This window comes from Nonomuraea sp. NPDC052116 (assembly GCF_040680035.1).
In the GTDB taxonomy this organism is placed as follows: Bacteria; Actinomycetota; Actinomycetes; order Streptosporangiales; family Streptosporangiaceae; genus Nonomuraea; species Nonomuraea angiospora_A.
Map to the genome: position 1 here is coordinate 22976 of NZ_JBFAWA010000033.1, position 24194 is coordinate 47169.

Here is a 24194-nt window from a genome sequence, read left to right on the forward strand (position 1 = left end):
GTACGGTGTTCCGCAACAGCCGGCCACCGGTGATCTTAGGGGGGTGGGTCCGGTGCCCGCGACAGGCGCGGAGACGCTGGAGCAGCGAAGCGAGCGATTCGAGCGCGATGTCATGCCGTATCTCGAACAGCTCTACTCCGCCGCGCTCCGGATGACCCGGAATCCCGCGGACGCGGAGGACCTGCTGCAGGAGACCTTCGCCAAGGCGTTCGCGTCGTTCCACCAGTTCCAGGAGGGCACCAACCTCAAGGCGTGGCTCTACCGGATCCTGACGAACACGTTCATCAACAGCTACCGCAAGAAGCAGCGTGAGCCGAAGCAGTCCGGCACGGAGGAGATCGAGGACTGGCAGCTCGCGCGGGCGGAGTCGCACACCTCGAGCGGGCTGAAGTCGGCCGAGGTCGAGGCACTCGAGCATCTGCCCGACGGCGACATCAAGCAGGCGCTGGCGGCGCTGCCGGAGGAGTTCAGGATCGCGGTCTACCTGGCCGACGTCGAGGGCTTCCCCTATAAAGAGATCGCCGACATCATGGGCACTCCGATCGGCACCGTGATGTCGAGGCTGCACAGAGGACGCAGGCAGCTCCGGGGCCTCCTTGAGGACTATGCTCGTGAGCGGGGTCTGGTCCCGGCGGAGGGATCGAAATGAGCTGTGGCAACCCGCATGACACCGACTGTCGCGAAGTGCTCGACAAGGTCTACGCCTATCTCGACGGCGAGCTGACCGAGACCGACATCGTCGAGATCCGCGTGCATCTCGACGAATGCGGCCCGTGCCTCCAGGAATACGACCTGGACAAGGCGATCAAGGCGCTCGTGCACAAGCACTGCGGCTGTGACCCGGTCCCCGGCGATCTGCGCTCCAAAGTGCTCGCCCGCATCGCACAGGTGAGAGCGGAGCTGGCCGACTAGGATTCCCCCATGCGCGTGTTGGTCACCGGGGGTGCCGGGTTCATCGGGTCCAATCTCGTCGATCGCCTCCTCGCTGAGGGGCATGAGGTCGACGTGGTCGACGACCTGTCATCGGGGTCCAGGGAAAACCTGGCAGGGGCCGCCTCCAGCGATCACTTCCGGCTGCACGTGCTCGACGTGCTCGACCCCGCGCTGACCGGCCTGGTCGCGGAGCTGCAGCCGGAGGTCGTCTGCCATCTGGCCGCGCAGATCAGCGTGCGCAAGAGCGTGGCCGAGCCCAGGCGCGACGCCCGGATCAACGTCGAGGGCACCGCGTCCGTGCTCGCCGCGGCCCACGAAGGGCGGGCCCGCAAGGTGCTGTTCGCCTCGTCCGTGGCCGTCTACGGCAGGCCCGGCACGATCCCCGTGCCCGGCGACGCGCCCACCGACCCGCGCTCGCCGTACGCCGCCTCGAAGCTGAGCGGCGAGACGTACCTCGCCGCTTTCCGCGCGCTCCACGGCATCGAATACACCACTCTGGTGCTCTCCAACGTCTATGGCCCGCGCCAGTCGCCCGAGGGCGAGGCGGGCGTGGTGTCGATCTTCACCGACGCGCTGCTCAGCGGCACGCCCACGGTCGTCTACGGCGACGGCACCCAGACCCGCGACTACATCTACGTCGAGGACGTGGTCGACGGCTTCGTCCAGGCGCTCGGGCAGCGCGGCGACGGCCAAAGGTTCAACCTCGGCACCGGCATCCAGACCACCGACCGCCGCCTCCACTCGCTCATCGCCGACGCGGCGGGCGCTCAGGACAAGCCCGGATTCGCGCCGCCGCGCGTGGGCGACCTGCCCGCGATGGCGGTCGATCCGGTGCCGGCCCACGAAGGGCTCGGCTGGCAGCCGCGTACGGACCTGCCGACAGGTGTGAAGAAAACCGTCGAATGGGCCCGAAATCGTCGCGTGAAGTAGTGGCTTGATTACGCTTTGCTTGCGATTTCCGACTCCGCCCATGCGGCGACGTCGTCTTCTGTAGCGTTGAACCCCAGAACTCGACGTGGAGGCATGTGGATGTTCAAGTCTATGGTCGCCCGACTGCTCACGGCCGTCGTCATGCTCACTCCTGTGGTCATGCTGATCGCTGGGGGAGTGCTTCCCCCAGGGGTGTCCTGGACCTGATGTCCGTAGGGGGCCGCAATGCGTGATCTGCCGTGGCCTGCAAGGGTCTATCTGGTCGCCGTGATCGGCGCGGCGGTCGCTCTCATGGTGCGCAGCGTCATGGTCTCCGGGGCTCCCGTGGCCCCGGAGGACCTCGACGTCCTTCTCGTGCTCGCCCTGCTGTTCCTGGTGTGCGAGTCGATGCCGACGCTGCTCAACGTGGAGCAGTTCGCGGTGTCGGTCAGCTTCTCCGCCTCGCTGGCGGCGGTGGTGCTGATCGGGCCCGACGGCGCGGCGCTGGTGGGGCTGACCGCGATGGTGAGCGTGCGGCCCGGGCTGCCGCTGATCAAGCGGCTGTTCAACGGGGCGCAGTTCGCCATCTGCGGCTACGTGTCCGGGTGGGTGTATGAGGCGCTCCACGGTCAGGTCGGCGTGCCCCAGGTCAACGCCTTCGACGATCTCATCGGCCCCTACGCCGCCGCCATGGCGGTCTTCGTGCCGCTCAACATCGTGCTCACGCTGACCATGATCGGGCTGGCCACGCGGGTGCGGGCCACGGAGGTGCCGCTGCGCGGCATGGCCCAGTTCCTGCTGTCCTATCTCGGGTACGGCACGTTCGGGCTGCTGGTGGCCGGGCTCTGGGCGACCGTGCAGTCGATCTCGGCGGTGCTGGTGCTGCTGCCGCTGTTCGTGGCGCGGTGGGCGTTCGGCCAGTATCACGCGCAGCAGCGCTCGTACGACGCCACGATCGCCGCGCTCTGCCAGGCCGTCGAGACCAAGGACTACTACACGCGGGGCCACTGCACGCGGGTCTCGCTCGCCTCCTCCATGATCGCCCAGGAGATCGGCATGGGCCCCGAGCGCGTACGGGCCATCCGCTACGCGGGCATGCTGCACGACGTGGGCAAGCTCGGAGTGCCCACCAAGGTGCTGCAGAAGGACGGGCCGCTCACCGAGGAGGAGTTCGCCGCGATCCAGCTCCACCCCATGCGGGGCCTGGAGATCGTACGCGGCATCGGCTTCCTCGACGAGGCCTACGCCGGGATCATGCACCACCACGAGCGCCACGACGGCACCGGCTACCCGATGGGGCTGGCCGGTGACGAGATCCCCGAGTTCGCCAAGGTCATCGCGGTGGCCGACGCGTTCGACTCGATGACCTCCGACCGCTCCTACCGGGGCGCCAGGCCCGTCCCGGAGGCGCTCGAGGAGCTGCGCAAGACCGCGGGCACCCACTTCGACCCCGTCATGGTCGCGGCCTTCATCCGGGTGCTCGACCGGGAGCCGTGGCAGCCGCCGCGCAAGGTCGAGGCGCCGCCGCCCGACGAGACCCCGATCAAGGACCACGACGACCCGACCATGCCCATCGAGGTCGTGACCGGCCAATGATCACCACGGAGCGCCCGAGGCGCGCAGAACGCTCTGCGAACACGGTCTTCCGCCGGCTCGACTCCGGCCAGCTGCTGCTCATCTGCGCGGCGGGGCTGGTCGCGATCGCTGGCGTCGCCCACACCGCGGCCGTCGGGCTCGATCGCACGGAGATCGCGGTCGGGTTCGGGGCGCTGATCGCGGTCGGCGAGCTGGCCAGGCTCACCATGCCGGGCAACAGGGAGGTCGCGCCCATCGGCGCCGCCGCCGCGCTGGGCTACACGCTGCTGCTCGACCTCAGCCAAAACCCGCTGCGCCACTCGGCCCTGCAGGTCGTCGCCGTGATCGCGGTCGGCATGGCGGCCGGCGCGCTCCCGCACCTGGCGGTCGGCCGCCCGCCGCGGCTGGACGCGATGGCACGGCGGCTGCTCACCGGCGCGCTGCTGGCCTTCGCGTTCCGGCCGCTGGCCGACCCGCTCTACCTGCTGACCAAACCGCCGACCAGCACCTGGTGGCCGGCGCTCGCGGTGATGGTCACGCTCATCGCGATCACCTTGCTGATCGACGTGCTGATCGCCGCGCTGCTGCGGGCCGAGCGGCTGCGCACCTCGTTCCGGGTGGCCGTGCGCGACGAGGTCAACATGGCCTTCCCGCTGGGCGCGGCCGTCGCCTCGTCGGGCGTGCTGCTCGCGCTGGCCACCCACAGCATGGACCTGGTGGCGCTGCTGGTGTTCGCGGCGCCGCTGCTGGTCACGCAGGTGGCCTTCAGGAAGTACGCCGGGATCCGCGCCACCTACCTGCAGACCGTACGCGCGCTGTCGCGGGTCACGGAGGTCGGCGGCTACGTCGAGCCCGGCCATTCGCGCCGGGTGAGCCGCCTGGCCGTGGCGATCGGCAGAGAGCTGGGCATGTCCGAGCCCGAGCTGCTGGAGCTGGAGTACGCCTCGCTGATGCACGACATCGGCCAGCTCTCGCTGCGCGACCCGATCCCCGGCGGCGCCACCGTCCTCACCGAGCCCGACCAGGCGCGGCGCATCGCCGAGCTGGGCGCCGAGGTGATCAGGCAGACCGGCGTGCTCGACCGGGTGGCCGACGTGGTGCGGCGCCAGTGCGATCCGATCACCGACGACCCGCCCCTGTCGAGCCGCATCATCAAGGTCGCCAACGCCTACGACGACCTGGTGGGGCCCTCGACCGACCGCGACCGCGCGGGGGCCGCGCTGGAGCGCATCCGGCTGTCGTCGGGCAGCGCGTACGATCCCCACGCGATCGAGGCGCTCACCCGGGTGATCGACCGCGGGCGGGTCTAGCCCGTACGGAATTGTGGGGTTCCTACAGATCATGATCGCCGGATCGGTGGTTTAGGGGGAAGGAGTCGCGGCGGTCGCGGCTTTAGTGTGGTCGGCGTGTTAATTGAGACGCTCGGACCCGTTCTGGTCGCCAACCGAGGGGAGATCGCGCGGCGGGTCATCCGCACGGTCCAGCGGCTGGGGCTGCGTGCCATCGCCGTCCACTCGGAGGCCGACGGCGACCTGCCGTTCGTACGGGAGGCCGACGAGGCCGTGCTGATCGGTCCGGCCGACCCCGCGCAGAGCTACCTCGACGCCGACAAGGTGCTGGCGGCGGCCCGCGCGACCGGCGCCAAGGCGATTCACCCGGGTTACGGGTTCCTCGCGGAGAACGTCGCGTTCGCCAGGGCCGTGATCGACGCCGGGCTGGTGTGGATCGGTCCCGCGCCCGAGGCCATCGACAAGATGGGCGACAAGATCAACGCCCGGAACCTCATGGAGAAGGCCGGCGTGCCGGTCGCCGCGGGCACCCGCGAGCCGGTCACCGACCTGTCGCTGGCGCTCAAGGCCGCCGACGCCATCGGCTACCCGGTCATGGTCAAGACCGCGGGCGGCGGCGGTGGCATCGGCATGAGCGTGGCCCACGACGACGAGGGCCTGGCCAAGGCGTTCGAGCAGGCGGCCAGGGCGGCCGCCAGGTTCTCGGGCGACGCGCTCGACGGGCCGGCCGTGCTGCTCGAGCGCTACATCGAGCGGGCCCGCCACGTCGAGGTGCAGATCCTCGGCCTGCCCGACGGCCGGGTCGTGGCCCTGGGCGAGCGCGACTGCTCGGTGCAGCGCCGCCACCAGAAGGTCGTCGAGGAGTCGCCGTCCCCGGGCATCACCCCCGAGCTGCGCGAGCGCATGCTGGCCGCCGCCGTGCGCGCCGGCGAGGCCGTCGGCTACCTCGGCGCGGGCACCGTCGAGTGCCTGGTCGACTCCGACAGGCAGGACTTCGTGTTCCTGGAGATGAACACCCGGCTGCAGGTGGAGCACCCGGTCACGGAGCTGGTCACCGGGCTCGACCTGGTCGAGCTGCAGCTGCGCGTCGCGGCCGGCGAGAGCCCCGAGGTGCGGCCCGCGCCCACCGGGCACGCGATCGAGTTCAGGGTCTACGCGGAGGATCCCCAGCGGTTCTTCCCCGGACCTGGCACGATCACCGCATGGGTGGAGCCGGACGGAGCGGGCGTACGCGTCGACTCCGGTTACGCGGCGGGCAACACGGTCACCCCGTTCTACGACCCGCTGCTGGCCAAGCTCTGCGTCCACGGCGAGACCCGCGCCGACGCGCTGGAGAAGGGGCGCAAGGCGGTGGACGCGTTCGTCGTCGAAGGGCCCAAGAACAATCTGCCGTTCTGCGCGGAGCTGCTGGACAACGCGGAGTTTGTCACTGGTGTCTACGACACTGGTCTGGTTGGGCGGATGCGGGCCTAAGGTGAGTACATTGATGACAGAGGGGAGTTCCGGTGGCTGAGGTACGCGCTGAGATGGTCGCGAACGTCTGGAAGGTCGTCGTCAAGGAGGGCGACACCGTCTCCGACGGCGACACGCTGGTCATCCTCGAGTCCATGAAGATGGAGATCCCGGTGCTCGCCGAGGAAGACGGCGTCGTGGCGCAGCTCAAGGTGGCCGAGGGCGACGTGATCCAGGAAGGCGACCTGATCGCCGTCATCGAGTAGGTCGTGTTCATGGCCTCCACTCCGTGGAGGCGGGCTCGGTCGCTGGGGCGCCGCCGCCTTCCTTCGTCGCTCTGGTCGCTTCGCTCCCGCCGCTCCTCAGTCCAGGCGGCGGCGCGACCGAGCCAAGAACTTGGCGCGGTCGACGACGATGCGTTCGATGGTGCCGCGGCCCACGACGGCGTGTTTGTCGTGGGCCTCGAAGGCGAAGACCAGCCGCCGCCCGTCGACCTCGGTGAGCTCGACGCCGATCTGCACGTGCGTGCCCAGCGGGCTGGCGGCCAGGTGTTCGAGCTCGACCCTGGTGCCGACCGACGTCTCGCCCGGCGCGAGGTGCTTGTCCAGAGCCTGTACGGTCGCCGCTTCGGCCAGCGCGAGCAGTCGCGGCGTCGCGAGCACCGGCACGTCCCCGCTGCCGACCTTCTTCGCGGTGTCCTCCACCTCGACCATGATGAGCAACTGGGCGCGCAGACCCGGAGCGAGCGTCATGGGGTCAGCCTACGGCGGTCGCACCTGTCCAACGGGTCAGCTGACTTCCCGGAAACGCGGACAAGTGCGGGCATAAGGCCCCAGGATAGGGTGTGGTACGGCTTAAGACATTTGAGTGGCATGTGAAACAGGTGGGTCGTACACTCTCTGAGTTCCGTGACCACTGTGTGACCTGTCCGCGACGAAAGTTCGCTTTGTTGGAGAGCCGCGGGGTGCAAGAGGTTACTGGTTTAGGGGGGTAACGGGGGAGTCATGGTGGCCCAAGGAACGACGCTGGCGGGGCGGTATCGGCTGGACACCCGCATCGGCGCCGGCGGCATGGGCGAGGTGTGGCGCGGAGAGGACATCGTCCTGGCCCGCACCGTCGCCGTCAAGGTGCTGCTTCCCGGTCGTACGCAGGACCCCGGGTTCGTCGCTCGCTTTCAGGGGGAAGCACGGGCGATGGCCACGATCAACCATGGCGGCGTCGTCGACGTCTACGACTACGGCATCAGCGGCGACACCGTCTACCTGGTGATGAAGTTCGTCGACGGCGAGCCGCTCGACCGGTTGCTGGCCAGGCTGGGGAGGATCCCGCCGCAGGCGGCCATGGAGCTGATCGCGCAGGCCGCGTCGGCGCTGCAGGCCGTGCATGATCAGGGGATCGTGCACCGCGACGTCAAGCCGGGCAACCTGCTCGTGCAGCGCGACGGCACGCTGGTGCTGACCGACTTCGGCATCGCCCGCTCCGACCTGGCCAACCGACTGACGGACGCCGGCATGGTGCTCGGCACGGCCGCCTACTGCGCCCCCGAGCAGGCCGAAGGCGCCCCTGTCACGCCCGCGGTCGACATTTACGCGCTCGGCGTGGTCGCGTACGAGTGCCTGGTGGGGCAGCGGCCGTTCGACGGCGACAGCGCGGTCACGATCGCGCTCAAGCACATCCGCGAGGCCCCGCCGCCGCTGCCCGCCGACATTCCCCAGGCCGTGCGCACGCTGGTCGAGGTCGCGCTGTCGAAGGACCCGGCCAGGCGCTTCCCGACCGCCAGGGCCATGGCCGAGGCGGCCAAGGCCATCGCGAGCGGGCAGACTCCCGCCCCGGCTCCCGAACAGCCGGCGCCGGCCACCGGGGCCACCATGGCGCCGCCGGTGGAGGCGTACCAGACGGGTGCCCATCAGGCGCGTCCCGCCGAAGAGACGACGACCATGGCCGACCGGCGTCCGGGCGGCCGCCGCGCGGCCAAGGCGCCGCGCAGGACCGGGCTCATCGCGGGCATCGCCGTCGCGGCGGTGCTCGGCGCGGGCGCCACCGCGGTCGCGCTGACGGGCATGACCCCCAGCGGGCCTGCCCCGACGAGCACCGCCTCGTCAGTGGCCAACCTGAGCAGTCCCAAGCCCCCCAAGACCAAGCCCCCGAAGACCCACGTGGAGGAGCCGACTCCGGACCCCGAGCCGACGACCCAGAGGCCGAGGCCCGCGGAGACCGAGGACGCCAAGCCGCCGACGAAGACGCCGACCAAGACGCCCTCCAGCACGCCGAGCGTCACCAAGACGCCGACCAAGACGCCCACGAGCACCCCGACGTCGGACGTCAAGAGGGCTCGCGTGCCCAAGGTGGTCGGGATGGCGTTCCTGCAGGCGCAGGAGATGGTCGAGGCGGCGGGCTTCGAGGAGATCATCCCCGATGACCGGACCTCCACCTCCAACGGCATGCGCTGCGGCAGGGTCCTCCGGACCGCGCCGGGGGCCGGGACGGTGCAGGAGGTGACCAAACCGGTCACGCTGGTCATCGTCGACGGCGTCTGCCCGGAGGACAGCACCGGCAGCCCCTCGCCCAGCGCCACGCCGAAGCCGTAGCTCTCACACCCCCGTGGTGCTGCGGGGGTAGGCGACCTGCGGGTCGGTGGCGATGTTCACCATGTACGGGATGCCGGAGTCGAACGCCCTGCGCAGCGCCGGCCCGATCTCCGACGGCTTGGTGACCAGCTCGCCGCCTCCGCCCAGCGCGGTCACGACCTGGTCGTAGCGGCACTGCGGCTGGAGCTCGGCGGCCACGTCGTAGCCGTACAGGAGCTGCATGGGGTGCTTCTCCAGGCCCCAGATGCCGTTGTTGCCGCAGATCATGACGACGGGCAGCCTGTGGCGGACGAGGGTGTCGACGTCCATGAGCGAGAACCCGGCGGCGCCGTCGCCCAGCAGCAGCACCACCTGCGAGGACGGCCTGGCCAGGCGGGCGGCCACGGAGTAGCCCAGGCCGGTGCCGAGGCAGCCGTACGGGCCGGGGTCGAGCCAGTTGCCCGGCTGCTTCGGCTCGACGTACTTGCCCGCGTAGGAGACGAAGTCGCCGCCGTCGCCGATCACCACGGCGTCGTCGGCCAGGACCTTGCCCAGCTCGCCGTACACGCGCATGGGGTGGATCGGGTCGGAGTCGGAGGCCAGCAGCTCGGCGTCGCCCGCGATGGCCGCGGCGGCCGTGTCGGCCAGCTTCGACACCCAGGAGGCGTACGCGTCGGGTTTGACCCCGGCGTCGCCGCAGGCGGTGCCGAGGCTCCAGAGCACCACGGACAGGTCGCCCGCGGCGGACGCGGCCGGCTGCATGTGGGTGGCCAGCTGCGAGGGGGCGTCGGCGATGTGCACGACCCGGGCCAGCGCGTCCTTGGTGCCGAACCAGCCGTAGCCCAAGCGGAAGTCGAGTGGCGTGCCGATCACGATGACCAGGTCGGCCTGCTTGAGGGCCAGGCCGCGGGCCCGCGTGACCAGCAGCTCGTGGCCCGAGGGCAGGACGCCGCGGCCCTGGCCGTTGGGGATGACCGGCAGCCGCCACGTCTCGGCGAAGTCGCGGGCGGCCTCCTCGGCCCGGTCCATCCACACGTCGGACCCGTAGACCAGCACGGGCCGCTCGGCCTCGGCCAGCAGCCGCGCGATGGCGGCCAGGTCGTCGGGATCGGGCTCGAGCGGCGACGGCGTCTGCGTCCGCACCTCGTGCGCGGGCGAGGGGGAGAACAGGTGGTCCATGTAGAAGTCGAGGAAGACCGGGCCGCGGTGGGGTGCGACCGCGGTGCGGAAGGCCATCTCGACGTCCTGGCCGATGGACTCGGCGTCGGTCGCGGTGAACGACAGCTTGGTGATCGGCTTGAGCAGCGGCGGGTGGTCCAGCTCCTGGAGGGCGCCGCTGCCCCAGCGCGACTGGGGCGCCCGGCCGCCCATGACGACGACGGGGGAGCCGTTGAAGTGGGCGGTCGCGACGCCGCTGACGCCGTTGGTGATGCCGGGGCCCGCGGTCAGCACGGCCAGGCCCGGTCTTCTGGTCAGCCGGGCGGTCGCCTCGGCGGCGAAGACCGCGCTCTGCTCGTGGCGTACGTCGAGGATGCGCATGTCCTCGTGTACGGCGCCGTCGTAAAGGGGGAAGACGTGCCCTCCCGACAGCGTGAACATGGTCTCGACGCCGTAGGCCTTGGAAACGGCGACAGCGGCGTCACCGGCGTGCTTCGCAGACTCCATGCCGGGAACTTACCAACCAGTCACCAGAGTAAACAGATCTTAAGGATCTTCAGTCGCAGCAGACGGACAGCCTGCCCTTCGGCGCCCGCACGACGATCTTCCGCGGTGAGGTGGAGTTCCGATCGACGTCGACGTTGGTGTCGATCCCTTCCGCCGTCACGTCGTAGGCCGTCTTCGGCAGGTCCAGGCTGACGTCGCCCGCCGTCCGCACCACCGCGTTGACGGTCGTGGGGGCGCTGACGAAGGACAGGTTGACGTCCCCCGAGCCGATCTCCACGTCGGCCGCCTCGACGTCGAGATCCGTGGCGTTGACGTTGCCCGTGCCGCTCCTGGCCCAGAGGGTGCCGGAGAGGTTGTCGACCTGGACGTCGCCGGCGACGGAGGACAGGCGGACCTTGCCGAAGAGATCGGTGACGCTGAGCCGGCCGTTGCCCGTGCCGGCCTCGACGTCGGTCTCCGGCGGCACGTAGATCACGTAGTCGGTCCAGCAGACGGGGCCGTTCGGCTGCTCCCCGCCGGGGCAGACGGCGTCGAGCCGCAGGGTGCTGGAACGGGCGTCCCAGTCCTCGCTGATGGTCGGCCGGCTCCTCGACCAGCGCAGCGACCTCGCGATGAGCAGCTCGCCCGCCCTGCCCGGCAGGATTCTCAGGTCGACCTGGGTGCCCTTGCCCGCCTTGATGCGTACGTTCTTGTGCTCGAAGGCGATGGACCTCTGCGTGTGCTCCTCCGGCATCCTGGCCCGCGCGACCCCGCGCCAGAGCCCCCCGACGGAGAGCAGCAGGGCGATCGCGGTCGCCACAGCTCCCGCCGCCAGCCAGGCGGCTCTCACGGCAGGCTCCTGATCTTGAGGAACTGCAGGACTGCCAGCACGCGCCGGTGGTCGCCCTCGGCCGGCGACAGGTCGAGCTTGCTGAAGATGTTGCCGATGTGCTTGCCGACCGCCCCTTCGCTGAGCACCAGGGACTGGCCGATGCCGGCGTTGGAACGGCCCTCGGCCATCAGCTGGAGCACCTCGTGCTCCCTGGGCGTGAGCCGTTCGAGCGGGTCGCTGTTGCCGCGCAGCAGGAGCTGGGCCACGACCTCGGGGTCGAGCGCGGTGCCGCCGGCGGCCACCCTGCGCAGCGCGTCGATGAACTCCGCCACGTCCGCCACCCGGTCCTTGAGCAGGTAGCCGACCCCGCCCGTCGCGGCCGAGGCGAGGAGCTGGGCGGCGTAGCGCTCCTCGACGTACTGCGAGAGCACCAGGACGGCCAGGCCCGGCTGCTGGCGGCGCAGCACGAGCGCGGCCCGCAGGCCCTCGTCGGTGTGCGTGGGCGGCATCCTGACGTCCGTGATGACCAGCTCGGGCTTGTGCTCCGCGGCGGCCCGCAGCAGCCCCTCGGCCTCGTCCACGGCCGCCACCACCTCCATGCCGGAGGCGTCCAGGAGCCTGATCAGCCCCTCGCGCAGCAGCACGGAATCCTCCGCGAGCACTACTCGCACGGCAGGTCCACCTCGATCGTCGTAGGGCCGCCCAGCGGGCTGGACAGCCGGAGCGACCCGTCCACCGCGTCGACCCGCTGGGCCAGGCCGCGCAGCCCCGTGCCGCCGTCCGGCCGGGCTCCGCCGCAGCCGTCGTCGTACACGAGCACGTACAGGCGCTCGCGCTCGCGCCGCACGCTCACCTCGGCCTTAGTCGCCGCCGCGTGCTTGGCGATGTTGGTCAGTGCTTCGGACACGATGAAGAACGCCACCGCCTCGATGGTCGGAGTGGCACGCCGTTCGATGTCGACGTGGAGTTTCACGGGGAACGGCGCGCGGGCGGCCACGCCGGACAGCGCCGCGTCCAGGCCCTGGTCGTTCAGGACGGCCGGATGCAGGCCCCGTACGAAGTCGCGCAGCTCCTTGAGCGCCTGCTTGGCCTCCTCGTGCGCCTGCGCGATGGCCTCGCGGGCCGGTTCGGGCAGGTCGGTCAGGGTGGCCCTGGCCAGGCCGAGGTTCATGGCGAGGGAGACGAGCCGCTGCTGGGCGCCGTCGTGCAGGTCGCGCTCGATCCGGCGGCGCTCGGCGTCGGCCGCGTCGATCACCCCGGCCCGGCTCTCCGTCAGCGTCTCGATCCGCTGGCCGAGCTCCGAACGGCTGGGTCCGAGCAGCGTACGCGCCACCGACAGGTCCAGCGCCGCCATGCCGCGCGCCAGCACCGGCGCGAGCAGCAGGAGCACGAGCCCGATCACCAGGTAGATCGCTACGACCCTGCCGTCCCTGAGGTCGAACTCCTCGAACTCCATCGGCGGCGGCTGCAACCTCTGCGGCAGGAACGACAGCAACCCCACGATCGCCCCTCCCCATGCCATCGCCACCAGCACCGCGGCCGCGAACCCCACGAACGGCGACAGCAGGTGATAACTGATCTGCCGCCACGTGGCCGGGCTGCGCCAGCTGCTCGGGGAGCGTACGGGCGGGATGTGCGCGCCCAGGAACGCCTCGAACCTGGACCGCTGCACCCGCGTGAACCGCGGCACGCTCCGCATCAGCAGGGGTGGCCACACGGCGAGGACGAGCGTCAGCCCGCCGAGCAGCACGGCGACCGGGAGACCGATCATCACGTGGGCCGTGTCGAGCCACGCCCGCGCCGACCACGGACGGGGGACTTTCATGGCTCAACGGTATTGAGCAGCGGGTGAGACGCGAAATAGCCCTGGTGTGCTGATGAATGGTGGGGTTTTCCCCACCCTCAGAGCGTCGCCTTGAATCCGGCGGGATCGAACGAGCCCCCCAACATCGCACCCAACCCTCTCCGCGCCACCTCGGCGAACTCCTCCCCGCCCATCCCCCCGGCCCCTTCGGGCAGCACCCCGGCCAGCGGCCGCGCGGCCAGCATCTCCAGGTCGCACACGCAGCTCCGCTCGACGATCCCGGGCTCACCTGGCCAGCGCCCGATGACGATCCCCGTCGGCTCGAGCCCCCGGTTCGCCATCGCCTCCAGGGTGAGCGCGGTGTGGTTCACCGCCCCCCGGCCGGGCCGGACCACGACGAGCACCTGCGCGCTCAGGGCCCGGGCGAGGTCCCCGATGGTCCCGCCGTCCTCGTCGAACCGCTCCAGCAACCCTCCGGTGCCCTCCACGACCACCATCCGGTTGTTCTCGGCGAGCTCCCGTACGAGCCGCCCCACCTCGGCAAGCGACACGGGCGGCACCCCGGCGACGCGGGCGGCGGCGGCGGGCGGCAGCGGCTCGGCGAACCGCCGCACCTCGAAGGTCGTGCCGACCCCGGACATCCGGATCACCTGATCCACGTCCCCGGCCTCTTCGGGCGCGACCCCGGTCTGCGCGACCTTCACCACGGCCACGGAGGCCCCCCGCCGTCTGGCCAGCACCGCCAGCGCCGCCGTCACGACGGTCTTGCCCACGCCGGTATCGGTGCCGGTGATGACGATGACGCTCATGTCACCAGCCTATGAGCAGCACCGTAAGAGATCACGGCTGATCACGGCCGGACCGGCGTGCTCAGGGGCGCCGCAGGCGGGTGACGAACTTGTACCGGTCGCCGCGGTAGAGGGATTGGGCCCACTCGACGGGGTTGCCGTCGGCGTCGAAGGCGTGGCGGGTGAGGAGGAGCATGGGGAGTCCGACGTCGACGCCGAGGGCCTTGGCGTCGTACGGGGTGGCCAGGACGGTCTCGATGATCTCCTCGGCGTCCGTAAGCCGGACGTTGTAGGCGTTGTGCAGCGTCTCGTACAGGGACGCGTGCACCTCGAGCTCCCGCCGCAGCCGGGGGAAGCGGCGCGCGGACAGGTGGGTGGTGTCGATGGAGACCGGCTCGCCGTTGGCCAGCCGGAGGCGGTGGATGCGCAGCACGCGGCCGCCCGGGTTGATGGCCAGGCGCCTGGCCAGGGCCTCGTCGGCGGTGATGTAGCCGATCTCGAGTATTTTGGTGTCCGGCTCCAGGCCCGCCGTGCGCAGGTCGCCGATGTACGAGGTGAGCTGCAGCACCTGCGCCACCTTCGGCTGGGCCACGAAGGTGCCCTTGCCCTGGATGCGCAGCAGCCGGCCCTCCACCACGAGCTCGGTCAGCGCCTGCCTGACCGTGGTGCGGGAGGTCTCGAACCGTACGGCGAGCGTGCGCTCCGGCGGCAGTGCCGCGCCGGCGGGCAGGGTCTTCGTGAGCTCGAGCAGGCTGCGTTTGACGTCGTAGTACTTGGGCACGCGGGGGCTGTCGTCTGTCACGCTCTCACCTTCACTTCTGCCACGGCGGTGAAGGCGTGTCTGATCACCGCGAGATCATCGGAACTCACATCAGCCCGAGCGGTCAACCGCGGGCTGTGGCGGCCGACCGGCACCGGGCGGGCACGGTAGCCGGCTCGCACGGATCCGGGCAGCTCAGGCTGATTGTGAAGGATATCCACAGCGGTGAGCGCGATCGCAACCGAGGCCGGTCCGTGATCCGTGTCGGGGTGGAGCCACCTGCCCGTGCCGATCACCTCCGACTCGTCCCGTCTGCGGTTCGAGCAGCTCTCATGGTGTGACGGTTCTCACAATATGAGATTCCCGATATGTCGAGTTGGGTGCACGATGCCGTATATGCCGTCACTGTGCGAATGGGCGGGTGTGCGGCCGTGCCATGCGGAGTCCTGCCCGCGTATCCGGGCGCGCATTCAGCCAGGGAGCCGGTTTGGTTGTTGCGGGGAAAAGCACGCATGATGCACCTGTGCCGACTCTCAGCGACCTCGTAGCCCGCCACACCGCCCTCGACGAGGCGGATCTCGACTGGCTGCACTCGCTGGTCTCCGACTGGCAGCTGCTGGCCGACCTGTCGTTCGCCGATCTCATCCTGTGGGCGCCGCTGCTGGGGGAGAGCGGCTGGATCGCGATCGCGCAGATGCGCCCGACCACCGGCCCCACCGTCTACCACGACGACATCGTCGGCAGCGTCGCCGCCAAGGGAGAGCGCCACCTCATCGACACCGCCTGGAACGAGCGGCGCATCTGCCGCGAGGGCGACCCCGACTGGTCCACGGGCGTCCCGGTGCGCGAGGAGACCATCCCTGTGCGGCGGACCGTCGAGGGCGGCGAGGGCCGGTTCCTGGCGGTGATCCAGCGCTCCACGAACCTCTCCTCCGCCCGCACCCCGTCGCGCCTGGAGCTGACCTACCTCCAGAGCGCCTCCGACCTGGCGCAGATGGTGGCCGAGGGCCGGTTCCCGTTCTCGGGAGAGGAGCCGATCCTGGTACGCTCGCCGCGCGTCGGCGACGGCCTGCTGCGGCTCGACCGGGCCGGGCGCGTCACGTACGCCTCGCCGAACGCCCTGTCCGCCTACCGGCGGCTCGGCCTGCACGCCGACCTGGTCGGGGCTGAGCTGGGCCGGGTCACCGCGACGCTCTGCTACTCCGACGAGCCGATCAACGAAGATCTCATGATCGTGGCCAGCGGGCGCGCGGCCAAGGAGACCGAGGTCGAGTCGGGCGGCACGATCGTGCAGCTCAGGGCCATCCCGCTGATCGTCGGCGGCGGCCGCATCGGCGCGCTCGTGCTCATCAGGGACGTGACCGAGCTGCGGCGCCGCGAGCGCGAGCTGATGACCAAGGACGCCACGATCCGCGAGATCCACCACCGGGTGAAGAACAACCTGCAGACCGTGGCCGCGCTGCTCCGCCTGCAGGCCAGGCGGCTGCAGGTGCCGGAGGGCCGGGAGGCGCTGGAGGAGGCGGTGCGCCGGGTCGGGTCGATCGCGATCGTGCACGAGACGCTGTCCCACGCGCCCGAGGAGTTCGTGGACTTCGACGAGATCGCCGACCGGGTGTTCGCGATGGCGGGGGAGGTCTCGGCCGCGGAGGTGGCCGTCACGCCGCGCCGCGTCGGGGGCTTCGGCGTGCTGCCTTCGCTCATCGCCACGCCGCTGGCCATGGCGCTGACCGAGCTGTTGCAGAACGCGATGCAGCACGGGCGGCCCAAGCGGCTCGAAGTGGTGGTCGAGCCCGAGCCCGACAGGCTGAACGTCACGGTGTGGGACGACGGCCGCGGGCTTCCGGCCGGCTTCGACCTCGACACCTCCACCAGCCTGGGGCTGCAGATCGTCCGCACGCTGGTCGAAGGGGAGCTTTCCGGCCGGCTGTCCATCGAGCCGCGGCTCGAAGGGGGTACGGAGGTCACGCTGTCGATCCCGCTCCCGGCGGCCTGATCCCGGTTCGTACGCGTCCGTCGGGGTTCGACGGGAGTACGAGGGCTCGGCGCGTCGGGTGCGGGCATGTCGAACGGCGGCGGTGCGTCGGCCGGGGTGACGGCTGGGCGGTGGCGCGTCCGGCGGGTGGCGCGGCGGCCGGGCGGCGACGCATCGGGGCGAGGAGGGTGCGGCGGCGCGCGAGCCGATCGGGGCTCGGGCGACGCGGGGTCAGACGGTGGAGATCAGATGACGGTGGCGGGTCAGGCGGTGAGGCGGGCGCGGTGGCGAGCGGTGCGGCGCTTGAGAGCGCGGCGCTCGTCCTCGCTGAGGCCACCCCAGACGCCGGCGTCCTGCCCGGACTCCAGCGCCCACTTCAGGCAGGCTTCGACGGCCGAGCAGGAACGGCAGACCTGCTTGGCTTCTTCGATCTGCATGAGTGCCGGGCCGGTGTTGCCGATCGGGAAGAACAGCTCGGGGTCCACGTCACGGCAGGCAGCTCGGTGGCGCCAGTCCATGCGTCCACTCCTTAGTAGATGGAGCCTCTGGTCGGCTCCGTGCGGCTACTACTTTGTGAAGAGTTTCACTAACTCGCGCGAACAAGACCCGGACCTGTGAGGACCGGGATCGCTCGCTGACACTCGGAGAACCTTGGGGTTGTTAAAGGTCCTACGTTCCGACGTCAATGTTGAGACTGTCAGCCACGCTGAGTGCACGCAAGAGGGTTGACGGGAAGTTTTGGGTGTTATGGCTGTCGGATGCGTCACACAATGACCGAATGTAACCACCTAGACCAAAACTTGTAACGCGTTCGGTGTAGACCGGAATGTTACGGTTTCGTATTCGCCCAGGTAGTCCCCGTCCAGCTGGAAGGCCACGGGGCGTTCCGCGGTGAGCGTGAACTCGGCCTCGTCGTGCAGCTGTACGAGGTGCCGGCCGCCCGGAAGGGCGTCACTCTCCGTGAGAATCTGTCGGATCACTGACGCCATGGACATCGGTCCCATCCGGCGCAGCCCGAGAAGGTCGAGCCCGGTCTCGAAGCTCGCCCACGGGGTCGGGTGCACGGGCCTGGTGCCGACGTACGTCCATGGAGAGGTGTTGGAGATGATCGCCATGAACAGCCCGCGGGCCGTCGGTATCCCCGGGCCGGTCAGGGTCATCGCCGGATGCCGTTTGTCCGTGGCCAGATAGTGCCGTAGAGCGGTGTTCACGTACCGTGTAGGCGTGGCTTTACGGCCCGTTCCCCTGAGGCCTTCCACAGCCCGTACAACCTCTGCGTCGTACCCCATGCCGGAGCAGAAGGTGAAGTAGCGGCTCTGGCCTTCCCATAGGGCCTGCCCCAAACCCACGGTCCTGCGCCGGCCGTCCCTGAGCGCCTCCAGCACCGCCCCCGTGGACTCCACCGGGTCGTTCGGCAGCCCCAGCGCGCGGGCGAACACGTTCGCGCTGCCCCCGGGGATGACGACGAGCGCGGGCCGGCCCTCGCTGCCGGGCGGGACGTCGCCGCCGTTCACCGGGTTGAGCAGGCCGTTCACGGTCTCGTTGATCGTCCCGTCGCCGCCGAGCACCGCCACGACGTCGTATCCCTTGGCCCGCGCGGTGGCGGCCAGCGCCGCGGCGTGCCCGCGGTAGCGGGTCTCCTCCACCGCCAGCTCCACGGCCGCGCCGAGCGCGCGGATCAGCACGTCACGCGTACGGGCGTTCGTGGTGGTGGCCTTGGGATTCACCAAGAGCATGGCGCGCATATCGCCAGCGTATCCGCTGGACTTGTGGGCGTTATCGGCCGAACGTCCTATTTCTCGGACCGGGTGACCCGAGGGGTAGGGTACGGGCGTGAGTCGTCGTCCGGTCACCCTCGTCATCGCCGCCGCCATCGTCGCCCTGGAAGGCCTGGTGGCGCTCGGCCTCGGCATCTACGTGGCCGTGGAGACCCTGGTCAGCACCCCGGGCAACCTGACCACCGCCATCGCCGAGTCGGCGTTCGGCGTGCTGGTCGGAGCGGGGCTGCTCTGGGTGGCGTGGGGCGGGCTGTTCAGGATGGAGCGGTGGGGGCGGTCGCCCGGCGTCCTGACGCAGATCTTCATGGTGCCGATCTCCGTCACGCTCATCCAGTCAGGCCAGCCCCAGCTCGGGATCCCGCTGATCGTGATCGCGGTGGCGGGGTTGGCGACGCTGCTGGCGCCGCCCACCACGCACGCCCTCTACGGAGACGGCTAGTCTTCGGCGGTCAGACCCTCGCGCAGCTGCGCGAGGGTGCGGGCCAGCAGGCGCGAGACGTGCATCTGCGAGATGCCCAGCTCGGTGGCGATCTGCGACTGCGTCATATTGCCGAAGAAGCGCAACAACAGGATGCGCTTCTCCCGCGGCGGCAGCCGTTCGAGCAGCGGTTTCAGCGACTCGCGGTATTCGACGCCCTCGAGCGACTCGTCCACGATGCCGAGCGAGTCGGACACCGCGGGGGCGTCGTCGTCGCCGGAGTCGGGCGCGTCGAGCGACACGGTCGAGTAGGCGTTGGCCGACTCGAGGCCCTCGAGCACCTCCTCCTCGGTCATCTTGAGGTAGGAGGCCAGCTCGGCGACCGTCGGCGCGCGGCCCTCGCGCTGCGAGAGATCGCTTATCGCCTTGGTCAGCGAGAGCTTCAGCTCCTGCAACCGGCGCGGGACGCGGACCGCCCAGCCCTTGTCGCGGAAATGGCGCTTGATCTCGCCGACGATCGTGGGCGTGGCGTACGTGGAGAACTCCACGCCGCGGTTGAGGTCGAACCGGTCGATGGACTTGATCAGGCCGATGGTGGCGACCTGGGTCAGGTCGTCGAGCCACTCGCCCCTGTTCCGAAAGCGGCGGGCCAGGTATTCGACCAGGGGAAGGTGAAGCTCGACCAGCTCGTCTCTGATGCGCTGGCGGCGCGGCTCCTCGGGGCCCAGCTCGGCCAGCTCGGCGAAGAGCATGCGGGCACGCACCCGGTCGGGCACGGCGTGTTCGCTGGTGGCCATGGCTCCAGTCCTTTCCGTCACGCCGGCCTCGCTGCGCCTCGGCGCTTACGCAGGACGATAGCCATGCGATCTGGGGAGTCGGTCACCGCGTCGACGTCGTCGGCCAAGGCGGTCAGCACCATCCAGGCGAAGTCATCGCGTTTGGGCGCGGAGCTTCCGACCGTGGCCACTTCGACCCTGACCTGCATCTCATGCCCGGTCAGCTCGAACTCGGCGGTGAGGTCGGTGCCGGGCACCGCCTCGCTCAGCAGCATGGCGCACGCCTCGTCGACCGCGATCCGTAGATCCTCGATCTCGTCGAGCGTGAAGTCCAGCCGCGCCGCCAGCCCGGCGGTAGCCGTACGCAGCACAGACAGGTAGGCACTGGCGGCGGGGAGCCTGATGCTCACCACGTCGCGGATGCCGGCCACGCCCTCCGCGCGCGTCTCGGTTTCCTCGGTCACGTTCCTCCTCGCGTTTCCGACGCCAACTGCAACTTACCGCCCCTGGGAGGTGCTTGGACGATTCAGACTCGCCATCAACGGAAAAGGCTCTGTACGGCTGCTGCCGTACAGAGCCTTATGTGCCGTTTTAGGCGGCCTTGGTCTCCCAGAAGATCTTGGAGATCTCGTCGATCTTGCCCAGCAGGTCCTCGGCCTTGGCGACGTCGACCGTGCCCTTGGCGCCGGCGGCGCCCGCGAGCTTGGTGGCGTCCCAGAAGAGCTGGTGAAGCTGAGGGTACTGCTCCAGGTGCGGCGGCTTGAAGTAGTCGGTCCAGAGCACCCACAGGTGGTGCTTGACCAGCTCGGCCCGCTCCTCCTTGATGGACAGCGCGCGGGCGCGGAAGACCGCGTCCTCGTTGGCCGCGTACTTTTCCATGATCGCCTTGACCGACTCGGCCTCGATGCGGGCCTGAGCGGGGTCGTAGACCCCGCAGGGCAGGTCGCAGTGTGCGGAAGCGACATGCTTGGGTCGTAGCAGTCGTGCGAGCATCAGAAAGTCCTTCCTTGATGCTGAATCAGCTTGGTCCACAACCGACCTTACTCGGGTCCCAACGCCTGCGGAGTAGGGGGTCACAGCCCATGAGAGTGCGTGTCGAGGGCGATTCGATGCGCCCCGCGCTGGTTCCCGGCGACTGGCTCCTCGTACGCCGGGGCGCCACCGTCCACCCGGGAGATCTCGTGGTGGCGAGACTTCCCGGTGATCCCGAGCAGCTCATCGTGAAACGGGCGCAGTGGCACGGACAGGACGGATGGTGGCTGGAGAGCGACAACCAGCGGGCCAGCGGTCGGCGTGACAGCTGGGACTTCGGGCCGGTCCAGGACATCGTGGGACGGGTCGTGCTGCGTTACTGGCCCCTCCTGCGGCGGCGTTAGGAGCCGTTGCGCCGGCGGGCGCGGAAGGCGGCGACGTTCGCGCGGCTGGCGCAGCGGGAGGAGCAGTAGCGGCGCGAACGGTTGGACGAGGTGTCCAGGAACGCCTTGCCGCAGCGCGGCTCCTGGCACCGGCCGAGCCGGTCCGCGCCCAGCTCCGCCACGACCGCGGCCAGGCCCATCACGGCGCAGGCGGCGGAGTCCTCGGCCAGGTGGAGGTGCCAGCCCCCGCCGTCGTGGTCGGTGAGCTGGGGGCGTACGGGATAGCGCACGAGCAGGGCGTTGAGCCGCGCGGCCACGGCCCGTTCGTCGTCGGCCTCGTCGAAGGCGGCGGCCAGCTCGTCGCGCAGCGGCCTCAGCTCCGGCGGCGGGTCGGGCTCGTTGACCAGCCGGACGGCCCACTCGGCGTAAGAGGTGAGGTCCATGCGGGTGTATTACATCACGGGCCACGCCGATCGGGGCCGGTTCTTCCGGCGGGGAGTGCGCTCAGGCGCGGCTGAGAAGGCGTTTCAGGGGCCGTGCGCGCCGCCGGGTAAAGAGAGCCCTGGGCGGCGCTTCGAGGCGTATATGGCGCGTTGAGTCCCGGTGGGCGGGGCGCTCCGTACGGTGGTACGGGCGGATGCGCCCCGCCGTGCCTGCCGGGCCTACTCCTCGGGGTGCAGGACCCGGTGGAGGAAGGCGCGCGTGCGTTCCTGCTGCGGGTCGCCGATCACCTGCGCCGGCTCGCCGTCCTCGACGATCACGCCGCCGTCCATGAACACCACCCGGTCGGCCACCTGCCGCGCGAACCCCATCTCATGGGTGACCACGAGCATGGTCATGCCCTCCTCCGCCAGCTTCCGCATGACGGTGAGCACGTCTCCCACCAGCTCGGGGTCGAGCGCCGAGGTGGGCTCGTCGAACAGCATCAGGTCCGGGTTCATGGCCAGCGCCCGGGCGATCGCCACCCGCTGCTGCTGGCCGCCCGACAGCTGCGCCGGGTAGGCGTCGCACTTGGCGCCGACGCCGACCTTGTCCAGGTTCTCCCTGGCGACGACTTCGGCTTCCTTCTTGCCCCGCTTGAGCACCCGCTGCTGAGCGATCATCACGTTCTGCAGCGCGGTCATGTGCGGGAACAGGTTGAACTGCTGGAAGACCATGCCGATGCGGCGGCGTACGGCGTCGATGTCCACGTCGGGGTCGGTGAGCTCGACGCCCTCCACGAACACCTTGCCCTTGGTGGGCGCCTCCAGCAGGTTCACGCAGCGCAGCAGGGTGGACTTGCCGGAGCCCGACGGCCCGATGACGCAGACCACCTGCCCGGGATCGACGGTCATGCGGATGCCCTTGAGTACCTCGTTGTTGCCGAAGTACTTGTGCAGGTCCGCGAGCTCGATCGCGTGCGTCATCGGTTCCTCCCCTTACGTCCCTCCAGCCGGGTCGCCAGATATCCCAGCGGGATCGTGACGATCAGGTACGTCAGGCCGGAGACCATGATGGGCGTGGCATTGGAGTGCTGGGAGGCCAGGTCGTTGCCGAACTTGGCGAGCTCGACATACTCGCTGGACACGCCGAGGAACAGCACCAGCGAGGAGTCCTTGAGCAGGGCCACGAACTGGTTGGTGGTCGGCGGGATGACCATGCGGAGGGCCTGCGGGATCACCACGGTGAACTGGGCGCGGGTGGCGGACATGCCCAGCGATCTTGCGGCCTCGACCTGCCCCTTGGGGACGGCCTGCAGCCCCGCGCGGAACACCTCCGCCTGGTAGGCCGCGCCGATCGCCCCGAGCCCGAGGGCGACCTGGCCGTATGTGCCGAAAGGCACCTGGAAGCCCGGCAGCGCCAGCGGCAAGAAGGTGATCATGATGAAGATCAGCAGCGCGGGCAGGCCACGGAAGATCTCGATGTAGACGATCGCGATCCACCGGTAGGGCCGGACCGGCGACAGCCGCATGAGCGCGAGCAGCAGTCCCACAAAGAAGGCGAGGACGAATCCGGTGACTGTGTAGATGACCGTGTTCCGCAGCGCGATGGTGAACAGTTCCGGCAGCGTCTCCTTCGCCACCTCGGGCTTGGCGAAGTTCTGTGCGAGGCTGCCCCAGTCCGCGTACAGGACGAGGAGGCCGAGCACGATGACCAGGACGGCATATTGGATGCCGCGGCTGATCTGCTGCTTCTTCCGAGGGCTGAGCCCGGCGCGCGCGGGCTCAGCCGTCTTCGGCTGGTCGGCCATGGATCAGCCCAGCTCGCCGGGCTTCTTGCCGAACCACTTCACGTAGATCTTCTCGTAGGTGCCGTCTTGCTTGGCCTTGGCGATCTCTTCATTGATCGTCTTGAGCAGCACCGGGTCGGCGTTCTTCTTCAGGCCGAGGCCGTACTGCTCGCCGGTGTCCAGGCTGCCGATCAGCTCGAACTTCGCGGCGACCTCCGGCTTCTTCAGCCAGGTGAGGACCACGGGGAGGTCCTGGACGATCACGTCGGCCTGGCCGGCCTGCAGGGCCAGCAGCTCCTTGGCGGAGTCGGCGTACTCGGTCGGGTCGAAGCCCTGCTTCTTGACGTAGTCGAGGCCCGTGGTGCTGGCCTGGGCGCCCAGTTTGAGGTTCTTGGCCTTGACGTCGGCCAGCGACGTCGCCCCGGTGCCCTTCTTGGCGAGCAGCGCCTGGGTGGCGTCGAAGTACGGGTCGGAGAAGTCGATGTTCGCCTTGCGCTCCGGCGTGATCGTCATGCCGGCGGCGGCCAGGTCGCACTTCTTGGCCGCCATGGCGGCGCCGCTCTTGATCACCGCGAAGTCGATGTCCACGATCTCCTGGGTCACGCCCAGTTTCTTCGCGACCAGGTCGACGATGTCGACGTCGAAACCGACGATCTTGCCGCTCGCGTCCTTGAACTGGAACGGCTCGTACGGGATGTTCGTACAGACTGTGAGCTTGCCGGGCTGCACCAGCTGAACACCGCCGGCTGCGGAGGCGCTCGCGCCGGTCGTGGCGGAGCTCGAGCTGTTGCCGCCGCTCCCGCACGCGGTCAGCGCCAGTGCGGCGGTCAACGCGAGCACGCCGGCGGCATAGCCACGGCGGCCCTTGGGGCTGAGGGCCATGTACGGCCTCCTCGATGTGAAAAGCCAGGAAACTTGCGTTTTGTGCAGTTTAAATGGGGTTTTGCACCGGTCAGCCATCAGACATTTAACGATGCGTCAACGGAACGGCGTCGGCACTGACACCGAGTCCATCTCACCATGTGGCACGATAGGGAGACGGGTGACCCCCGTACCCCTCTGAGACGACCGACGAGGGGATCCTGGCAGCTACCGAGGCCAGCCCGCTCGCGCTCGCCCGCCGAAGGTTTCTT

General features: G+C 69.8%; 27 protein-coding genes. 11 read left to right on the forward strand and 16 right to left on the reverse strand.

The window, feature by feature from the left end:
• The first annotated feature begins 43 nt into the window (after positions 1-43).
• From AB0L65_RS45705 to AB0L65_RS45735, 7 genes are all read left to right on the forward strand, one after another.
• A complete protein-coding gene (locus tag AB0L65_RS45705; protein ID WP_173526616.1) occupies positions 44-649 on the forward strand; it encodes a sigma-70 family RNA polymerase sigma factor in 606 nt (201 codons plus the stop codon).
• Positions 646-912: a mycothiol system anti-sigma-R factor gene (rsrA, locus tag AB0L65_RS45710; RefSeq protein WP_350729266.1), complete on the forward strand. Its 267-nt coding sequence runs from the start codon at positions 646-648 to the stop codon at positions 910-912. Before AB0L65_RS45705 ends, rsrA begins: the two co-directional genes overlap by 4 nt.
• Positions 913-921: 9 nt before the next feature.
• Positions 922-1863: an NAD-dependent epimerase/dehydratase family protein gene (locus AB0L65_RS45715; protein ID WP_364259734.1), complete on the forward strand. Its 942-nt coding sequence runs from the start codon at positions 922-924 to the stop codon at positions 1861-1863.
• Positions 1864-2088: 225 nt separating this feature from the next.
• Positions 2089-3438: an HD-GYP domain-containing protein gene (locus tag AB0L65_RS45720; protein ID WP_363976654.1), complete on the forward strand. Its 1350-nt coding sequence runs from the start codon at positions 2089-2091 to the stop codon at positions 3436-3438.
• Positions 3435-4727: an HD domain-containing phosphohydrolase gene (locus AB0L65_RS45725; protein WP_350729270.1), complete on the forward strand. Its 1293-nt coding sequence runs from the start codon at positions 3435-3437 to the stop codon at positions 4725-4727. The genes AB0L65_RS45720 and AB0L65_RS45725 overlap by 4 nt, the downstream gene beginning before the upstream one ends.
• A gap of 96 nt (positions 4728-4823) precedes the next feature.
• The gene (locus AB0L65_RS45730; RefSeq protein WP_364259737.1) at positions 4824-6179 is read left to right on the forward strand and encodes a biotin carboxylase N-terminal domain-containing protein; all 1356 of its coding nucleotides are present in this window, start codon (positions 4824-4826) and stop codon (positions 6177-6179) included.
• A 32-nt stretch (positions 6180-6211) separates the two neighbouring features.
• Positions 6212-6424, forward strand: a complete 213-nt coding sequence (locus AB0L65_RS45735; protein ID WP_364259739.1) for a biotin/lipoyl-binding carrier protein — start codon at positions 6212-6214, stop codon at positions 6422-6424.
• A 96-nt stretch (positions 6425-6520) separates the two neighbouring features.
• Here AB0L65_RS45735 and AB0L65_RS45740 read toward each other — a convergent pair whose 3' ends face one another.
• Positions 6521-6910, reverse strand: a complete 390-nt coding sequence (locus AB0L65_RS45740) for a thioesterase family protein (RefSeq protein WP_364259742.1) — start codon at positions 6908-6910, stop codon at positions 6521-6523.
• Between the two features lie 252 nt (positions 6911-7162).
• Between AB0L65_RS45740 and AB0L65_RS45745 the strand changes: the two genes are divergently transcribed.
• A complete protein-coding gene (locus AB0L65_RS45745; RefSeq protein ID WP_364259745.1) occupies positions 7163-8746 on the forward strand; it encodes a serine/threonine protein kinase in 1584 nt (527 codons plus the stop codon).
• A gap of 3 nt (positions 8747-8749) precedes the next feature.
• Here AB0L65_RS45745 and AB0L65_RS45750 read toward each other — a convergent pair whose 3' ends face one another.
• The 6 genes from AB0L65_RS45750 to AB0L65_RS45775 form a co-directional block, all read right to left on the reverse strand.
• Positions 8750-10390, reverse strand: a complete 1641-nt coding sequence (locus tag AB0L65_RS45750) for an acetolactate synthase (RefSeq protein WP_364259747.1) — start codon at positions 10388-10390, stop codon at positions 8750-8752.
• Positions 10391-10439: 49 nt separating this feature from the next.
• The gene (locus AB0L65_RS45755) at positions 10440-11219 is read right to left on the reverse strand and encodes a DUF4097 family beta strand repeat-containing protein (RefSeq protein WP_364259750.1); all 780 of its coding nucleotides are present in this window, start codon (positions 11217-11219) and stop codon (positions 10440-10442) included.
• Positions 11216-11872 carry a response regulator transcription factor gene (locus tag AB0L65_RS45760; RefSeq protein ID WP_350729282.1) on the reverse strand — a complete coding sequence of 219 codons (657 nt, stop codon included), beginning with the start codon at positions 11870-11872 and terminating at the stop codon, positions 11216-11218. The genes AB0L65_RS45755 and AB0L65_RS45760 overlap by 4 nt, the downstream gene beginning before the upstream one ends.
• Positions 11863-13026, reverse strand: a complete 1164-nt coding sequence (locus AB0L65_RS45765; RefSeq protein ID WP_364259753.1) for a histidine kinase — start codon at positions 13024-13026, stop codon at positions 11863-11865. The genes AB0L65_RS45760 and AB0L65_RS45765 overlap by 10 nt, the downstream gene beginning before the upstream one ends.
• Before the next feature lie 77 nt (positions 13027-13103).
• Positions 13104-13814 (reverse strand): dethiobiotin synthase, encoded by a 711-nt coding sequence (gene bioD / locus AB0L65_RS45770; RefSeq protein ID WP_364259756.1) that lies wholly within the window; start codon positions 13812-13814, stop codon positions 13104-13106.
• Positions 13815-13875: 61 nt separating this feature from the next.
• Positions 13876-14595, reverse strand: a complete 720-nt coding sequence (locus tag AB0L65_RS45775) for a GntR family transcriptional regulator (protein WP_350729287.1) — start codon at positions 14593-14595, stop codon at positions 13876-13878.
• Positions 14596-15076: 481 nt separating this feature from the next.
• On the opposite strand from AB0L65_RS45775, the gene AB0L65_RS45780 reads away from it, so the two are divergent.
• A complete protein-coding gene (locus AB0L65_RS45780) occupies positions 15077-16546 on the forward strand; it encodes a histidine kinase N-terminal domain-containing protein (protein ID WP_350729291.1) in 1470 nt (489 codons plus the stop codon).
• A gap of 242 nt (positions 16547-16788) precedes the next feature.
• On the opposite strand, the gene AB0L65_RS45785 is transcribed toward AB0L65_RS45780, so the two are convergent.
• Together AB0L65_RS45785 and AB0L65_RS45790 are read right to left on the reverse strand one after the other, a co-directional pair.
• Positions 16789-17043 (reverse strand): WhiB family transcriptional regulator, encoded by a 255-nt coding sequence (locus AB0L65_RS45785; protein WP_185068358.1) that lies wholly within the window; start codon positions 17041-17043, stop codon positions 16789-16791.
• Positions 17044-17313: 270 nt separating this feature from the next.
• The gene (locus AB0L65_RS45790; RefSeq protein ID WP_350729293.1) at positions 17314-18270 is read right to left on the reverse strand and encodes a diacylglycerol kinase family protein; all 957 of its coding nucleotides are present in this window, start codon (positions 18268-18270) and stop codon (positions 17314-17316) included.
• 88 nt (positions 18271-18358) lie between these two features.
• Here AB0L65_RS45790 and AB0L65_RS45795 point away from each other — a divergent pair, with 88 nt between their 5' ends.
• The gene (locus tag AB0L65_RS45795) at positions 18359-18742 is read left to right on the forward strand and encodes a hypothetical protein (protein ID WP_364259760.1); all 384 of its coding nucleotides are present in this window, start codon (positions 18359-18361) and stop codon (positions 18740-18742) included.
• Here AB0L65_RS45795 and AB0L65_RS45800 read toward each other — a convergent pair.
• The 3 genes from AB0L65_RS45800 to sodN all read right to left on the reverse strand — a co-directional run bounded on the left by AB0L65_RS45800 (position 18739) and on the right by sodN (position 20490).
• Entirely contained in the window at positions 18739-19518 is a 780-nt protein-coding gene (locus tag AB0L65_RS45800) for an RNA polymerase sigma factor SigF (RefSeq protein WP_176573444.1), read from the reverse strand. The genes AB0L65_RS45795 and AB0L65_RS45800 overlap by 4 nt on opposite strands.
• Before the next feature lie 17 nt (positions 19519-19535).
• On the reverse strand, positions 19536-19961 hold the full coding sequence (locus AB0L65_RS45805) for an anti-sigma factor (protein WP_127936220.1): 426 nt from the start codon (positions 19959-19961) through the stop codon (positions 19536-19538).
• Between the two features lie 127 nt (positions 19962-20088).
• A complete protein-coding gene (gene sodN / locus AB0L65_RS45810; RefSeq protein ID WP_350729297.1) occupies positions 20089-20490 on the reverse strand; it encodes a superoxide dismutase, Ni in 402 nt (133 codons plus the stop codon).
• A 17-nt stretch (positions 20491-20507) separates the two neighbouring features.
• Between sodN and AB0L65_RS45815 the strand changes: the two genes are divergently transcribed.
• A complete protein-coding gene (locus tag AB0L65_RS45815; protein WP_364259763.1) occupies positions 20508-20873 on the forward strand; it encodes a S24 family peptidase in 366 nt (121 codons plus the stop codon).
• Here the strand turns inward: AB0L65_RS45815 and AB0L65_RS45820 are convergent.
• The 4 genes from AB0L65_RS45820 to AB0L65_RS45835 form a co-directional block, all read right to left on the reverse strand.
• Positions 20870-21295 (reverse strand): CGNR zinc finger domain-containing protein, encoded by a 426-nt coding sequence (locus AB0L65_RS45820; RefSeq protein ID WP_364259766.1) that lies wholly within the window; start codon positions 21293-21295, stop codon positions 20870-20872. The genes AB0L65_RS45815 and AB0L65_RS45820 overlap by 4 nt on opposite strands.
• 219 nt (positions 21296-21514) lie before the next feature.
• Positions 21515-22258 (reverse strand): amino acid ABC transporter ATP-binding protein, encoded by a 744-nt coding sequence (locus AB0L65_RS45825; protein ID WP_364259769.1) that lies wholly within the window; start codon positions 22256-22258, stop codon positions 21515-21517.
• The gene (locus tag AB0L65_RS45830; RefSeq protein ID WP_364259772.1) at positions 22255-23082 is read right to left on the reverse strand and encodes an amino acid ABC transporter permease; all 828 of its coding nucleotides are present in this window, start codon (positions 23080-23082) and stop codon (positions 22255-22257) included. Before AB0L65_RS45830 ends, AB0L65_RS45825 begins: the two co-directional genes overlap by 4 nt.
• Before the next feature lie 3 nt (positions 23083-23085).
• Positions 23086-23943: an ABC transporter substrate-binding protein gene (locus tag AB0L65_RS45835; protein WP_363976615.1), complete on the reverse strand. Its 858-nt coding sequence runs from the start codon at positions 23941-23943 to the stop codon at positions 23086-23088.
• Positions 23944-24194 lie beyond the last annotated feature (251 nt).

Coding starts and splice junctions, on each gene's coding strand:
- rsrA (WP_350729266.1), top strand. CDS start 646: ATGAGCTGTGGCAACCCGCATGACACCGACTGTCGCGAAGTGCTCGAC.
- AB0L65_RS45715 (WP_364259734.1), top strand. CDS start 922: ATGCGCGTGTTGGTCACCGGGGGTGCCGGGTTCATCGGGTCCAATCTC.
- AB0L65_RS45720 (WP_363976654.1), top strand. CDS start 2,089: ATGCGTGATCTGCCGTGGCCTGCAAGGGTCTATCTGGTCGCCGTGATC.
- AB0L65_RS45725 (WP_350729270.1), top strand. CDS start 3,435: ATGATCACCACGGAGCGCCCGAGGCGCGCAGAACGCTCTGCGAACACG.
- AB0L65_RS45740 (WP_364259742.1), bottom strand. CDS start 6,910: ATGACGCTCGCTCCGGGTCTGCGCGCCCAGTTGCTCATCATGGTCGAG.
- AB0L65_RS45745 (WP_364259745.1), top strand. CDS start 7,163: ATGGTGGCCCAAGGAACGACGCTGGCGGGGCGGTATCGGCTGGACACC.
- AB0L65_RS45750 (WP_364259747.1), bottom strand. CDS start 10,390: ATGGAGTCTGCGAAGCACGCCGGTGACGCCGCTGTCGCCGTTTCCAAG.
- AB0L65_RS45765 (WP_364259753.1), bottom strand. CDS start 13,026: ATGAAAGTCCCCCGTCCGTGGTCGGCGCGGGCGTGGCTCGACACGGCC.
- bioD (WP_364259756.1), bottom strand. CDS start 13,814: ATGAGCGTCATCGTCATCACCGGCACCGATACCGGCGTGGGCAAGACC.
- AB0L65_RS45785 (WP_185068358.1), bottom strand. CDS start 17,043: ATGGACTGGCGCCACCGAGCTGCCTGCCGTGACGTGGACCCCGAGCTG.
- AB0L65_RS45790 (WP_350729293.1), bottom strand. CDS start 18,270: ATGCGCGCCATGCTCTTGGTGAATCCCAAGGCCACCACCACGAACGCC.
- AB0L65_RS45800 (WP_176573444.1), bottom strand. CDS start 19,518: ATGGCCACCAGCGAACACGCCGTGCCCGACCGGGTGCGTGCCCGCATG.
- sodN (WP_350729297.1), bottom strand. CDS start 20,490: ATGCTCGCACGACTGCTACGACCCAAGCATGTCGCTTCCGCACACTGC.
- AB0L65_RS45815 (WP_364259763.1), top strand. CDS start 20,508: ATGCTGAATCAGCTTGGTCCACAACCGACCTTACTCGGGTCCCAACGC.
- AB0L65_RS45820 (WP_364259766.1), bottom strand. CDS start 21,295: ATGGACCTCACCTCTTACGCCGAGTGGGCCGTCCGGCTGGTCAACGAG.
- AB0L65_RS45825 (WP_364259769.1), bottom strand. CDS start 22,258: ATGACGCACGCGATCGAGCTCGCGGACCTGCACAAGTACTTCGGCAAC.
- AB0L65_RS45830 (WP_364259772.1), bottom strand. CDS start 23,082: ATGGCCGACCAGCCGAAGACGGCTGAGCCCGCGCGCGCCGGGCTCAGC.
- AB0L65_RS45835 (WP_363976615.1), bottom strand. CDS start 23,943: ATGGCCCTCAGCCCCAAGGGCCGCCGTGGCTATGCCGCCGGCGTGCTC.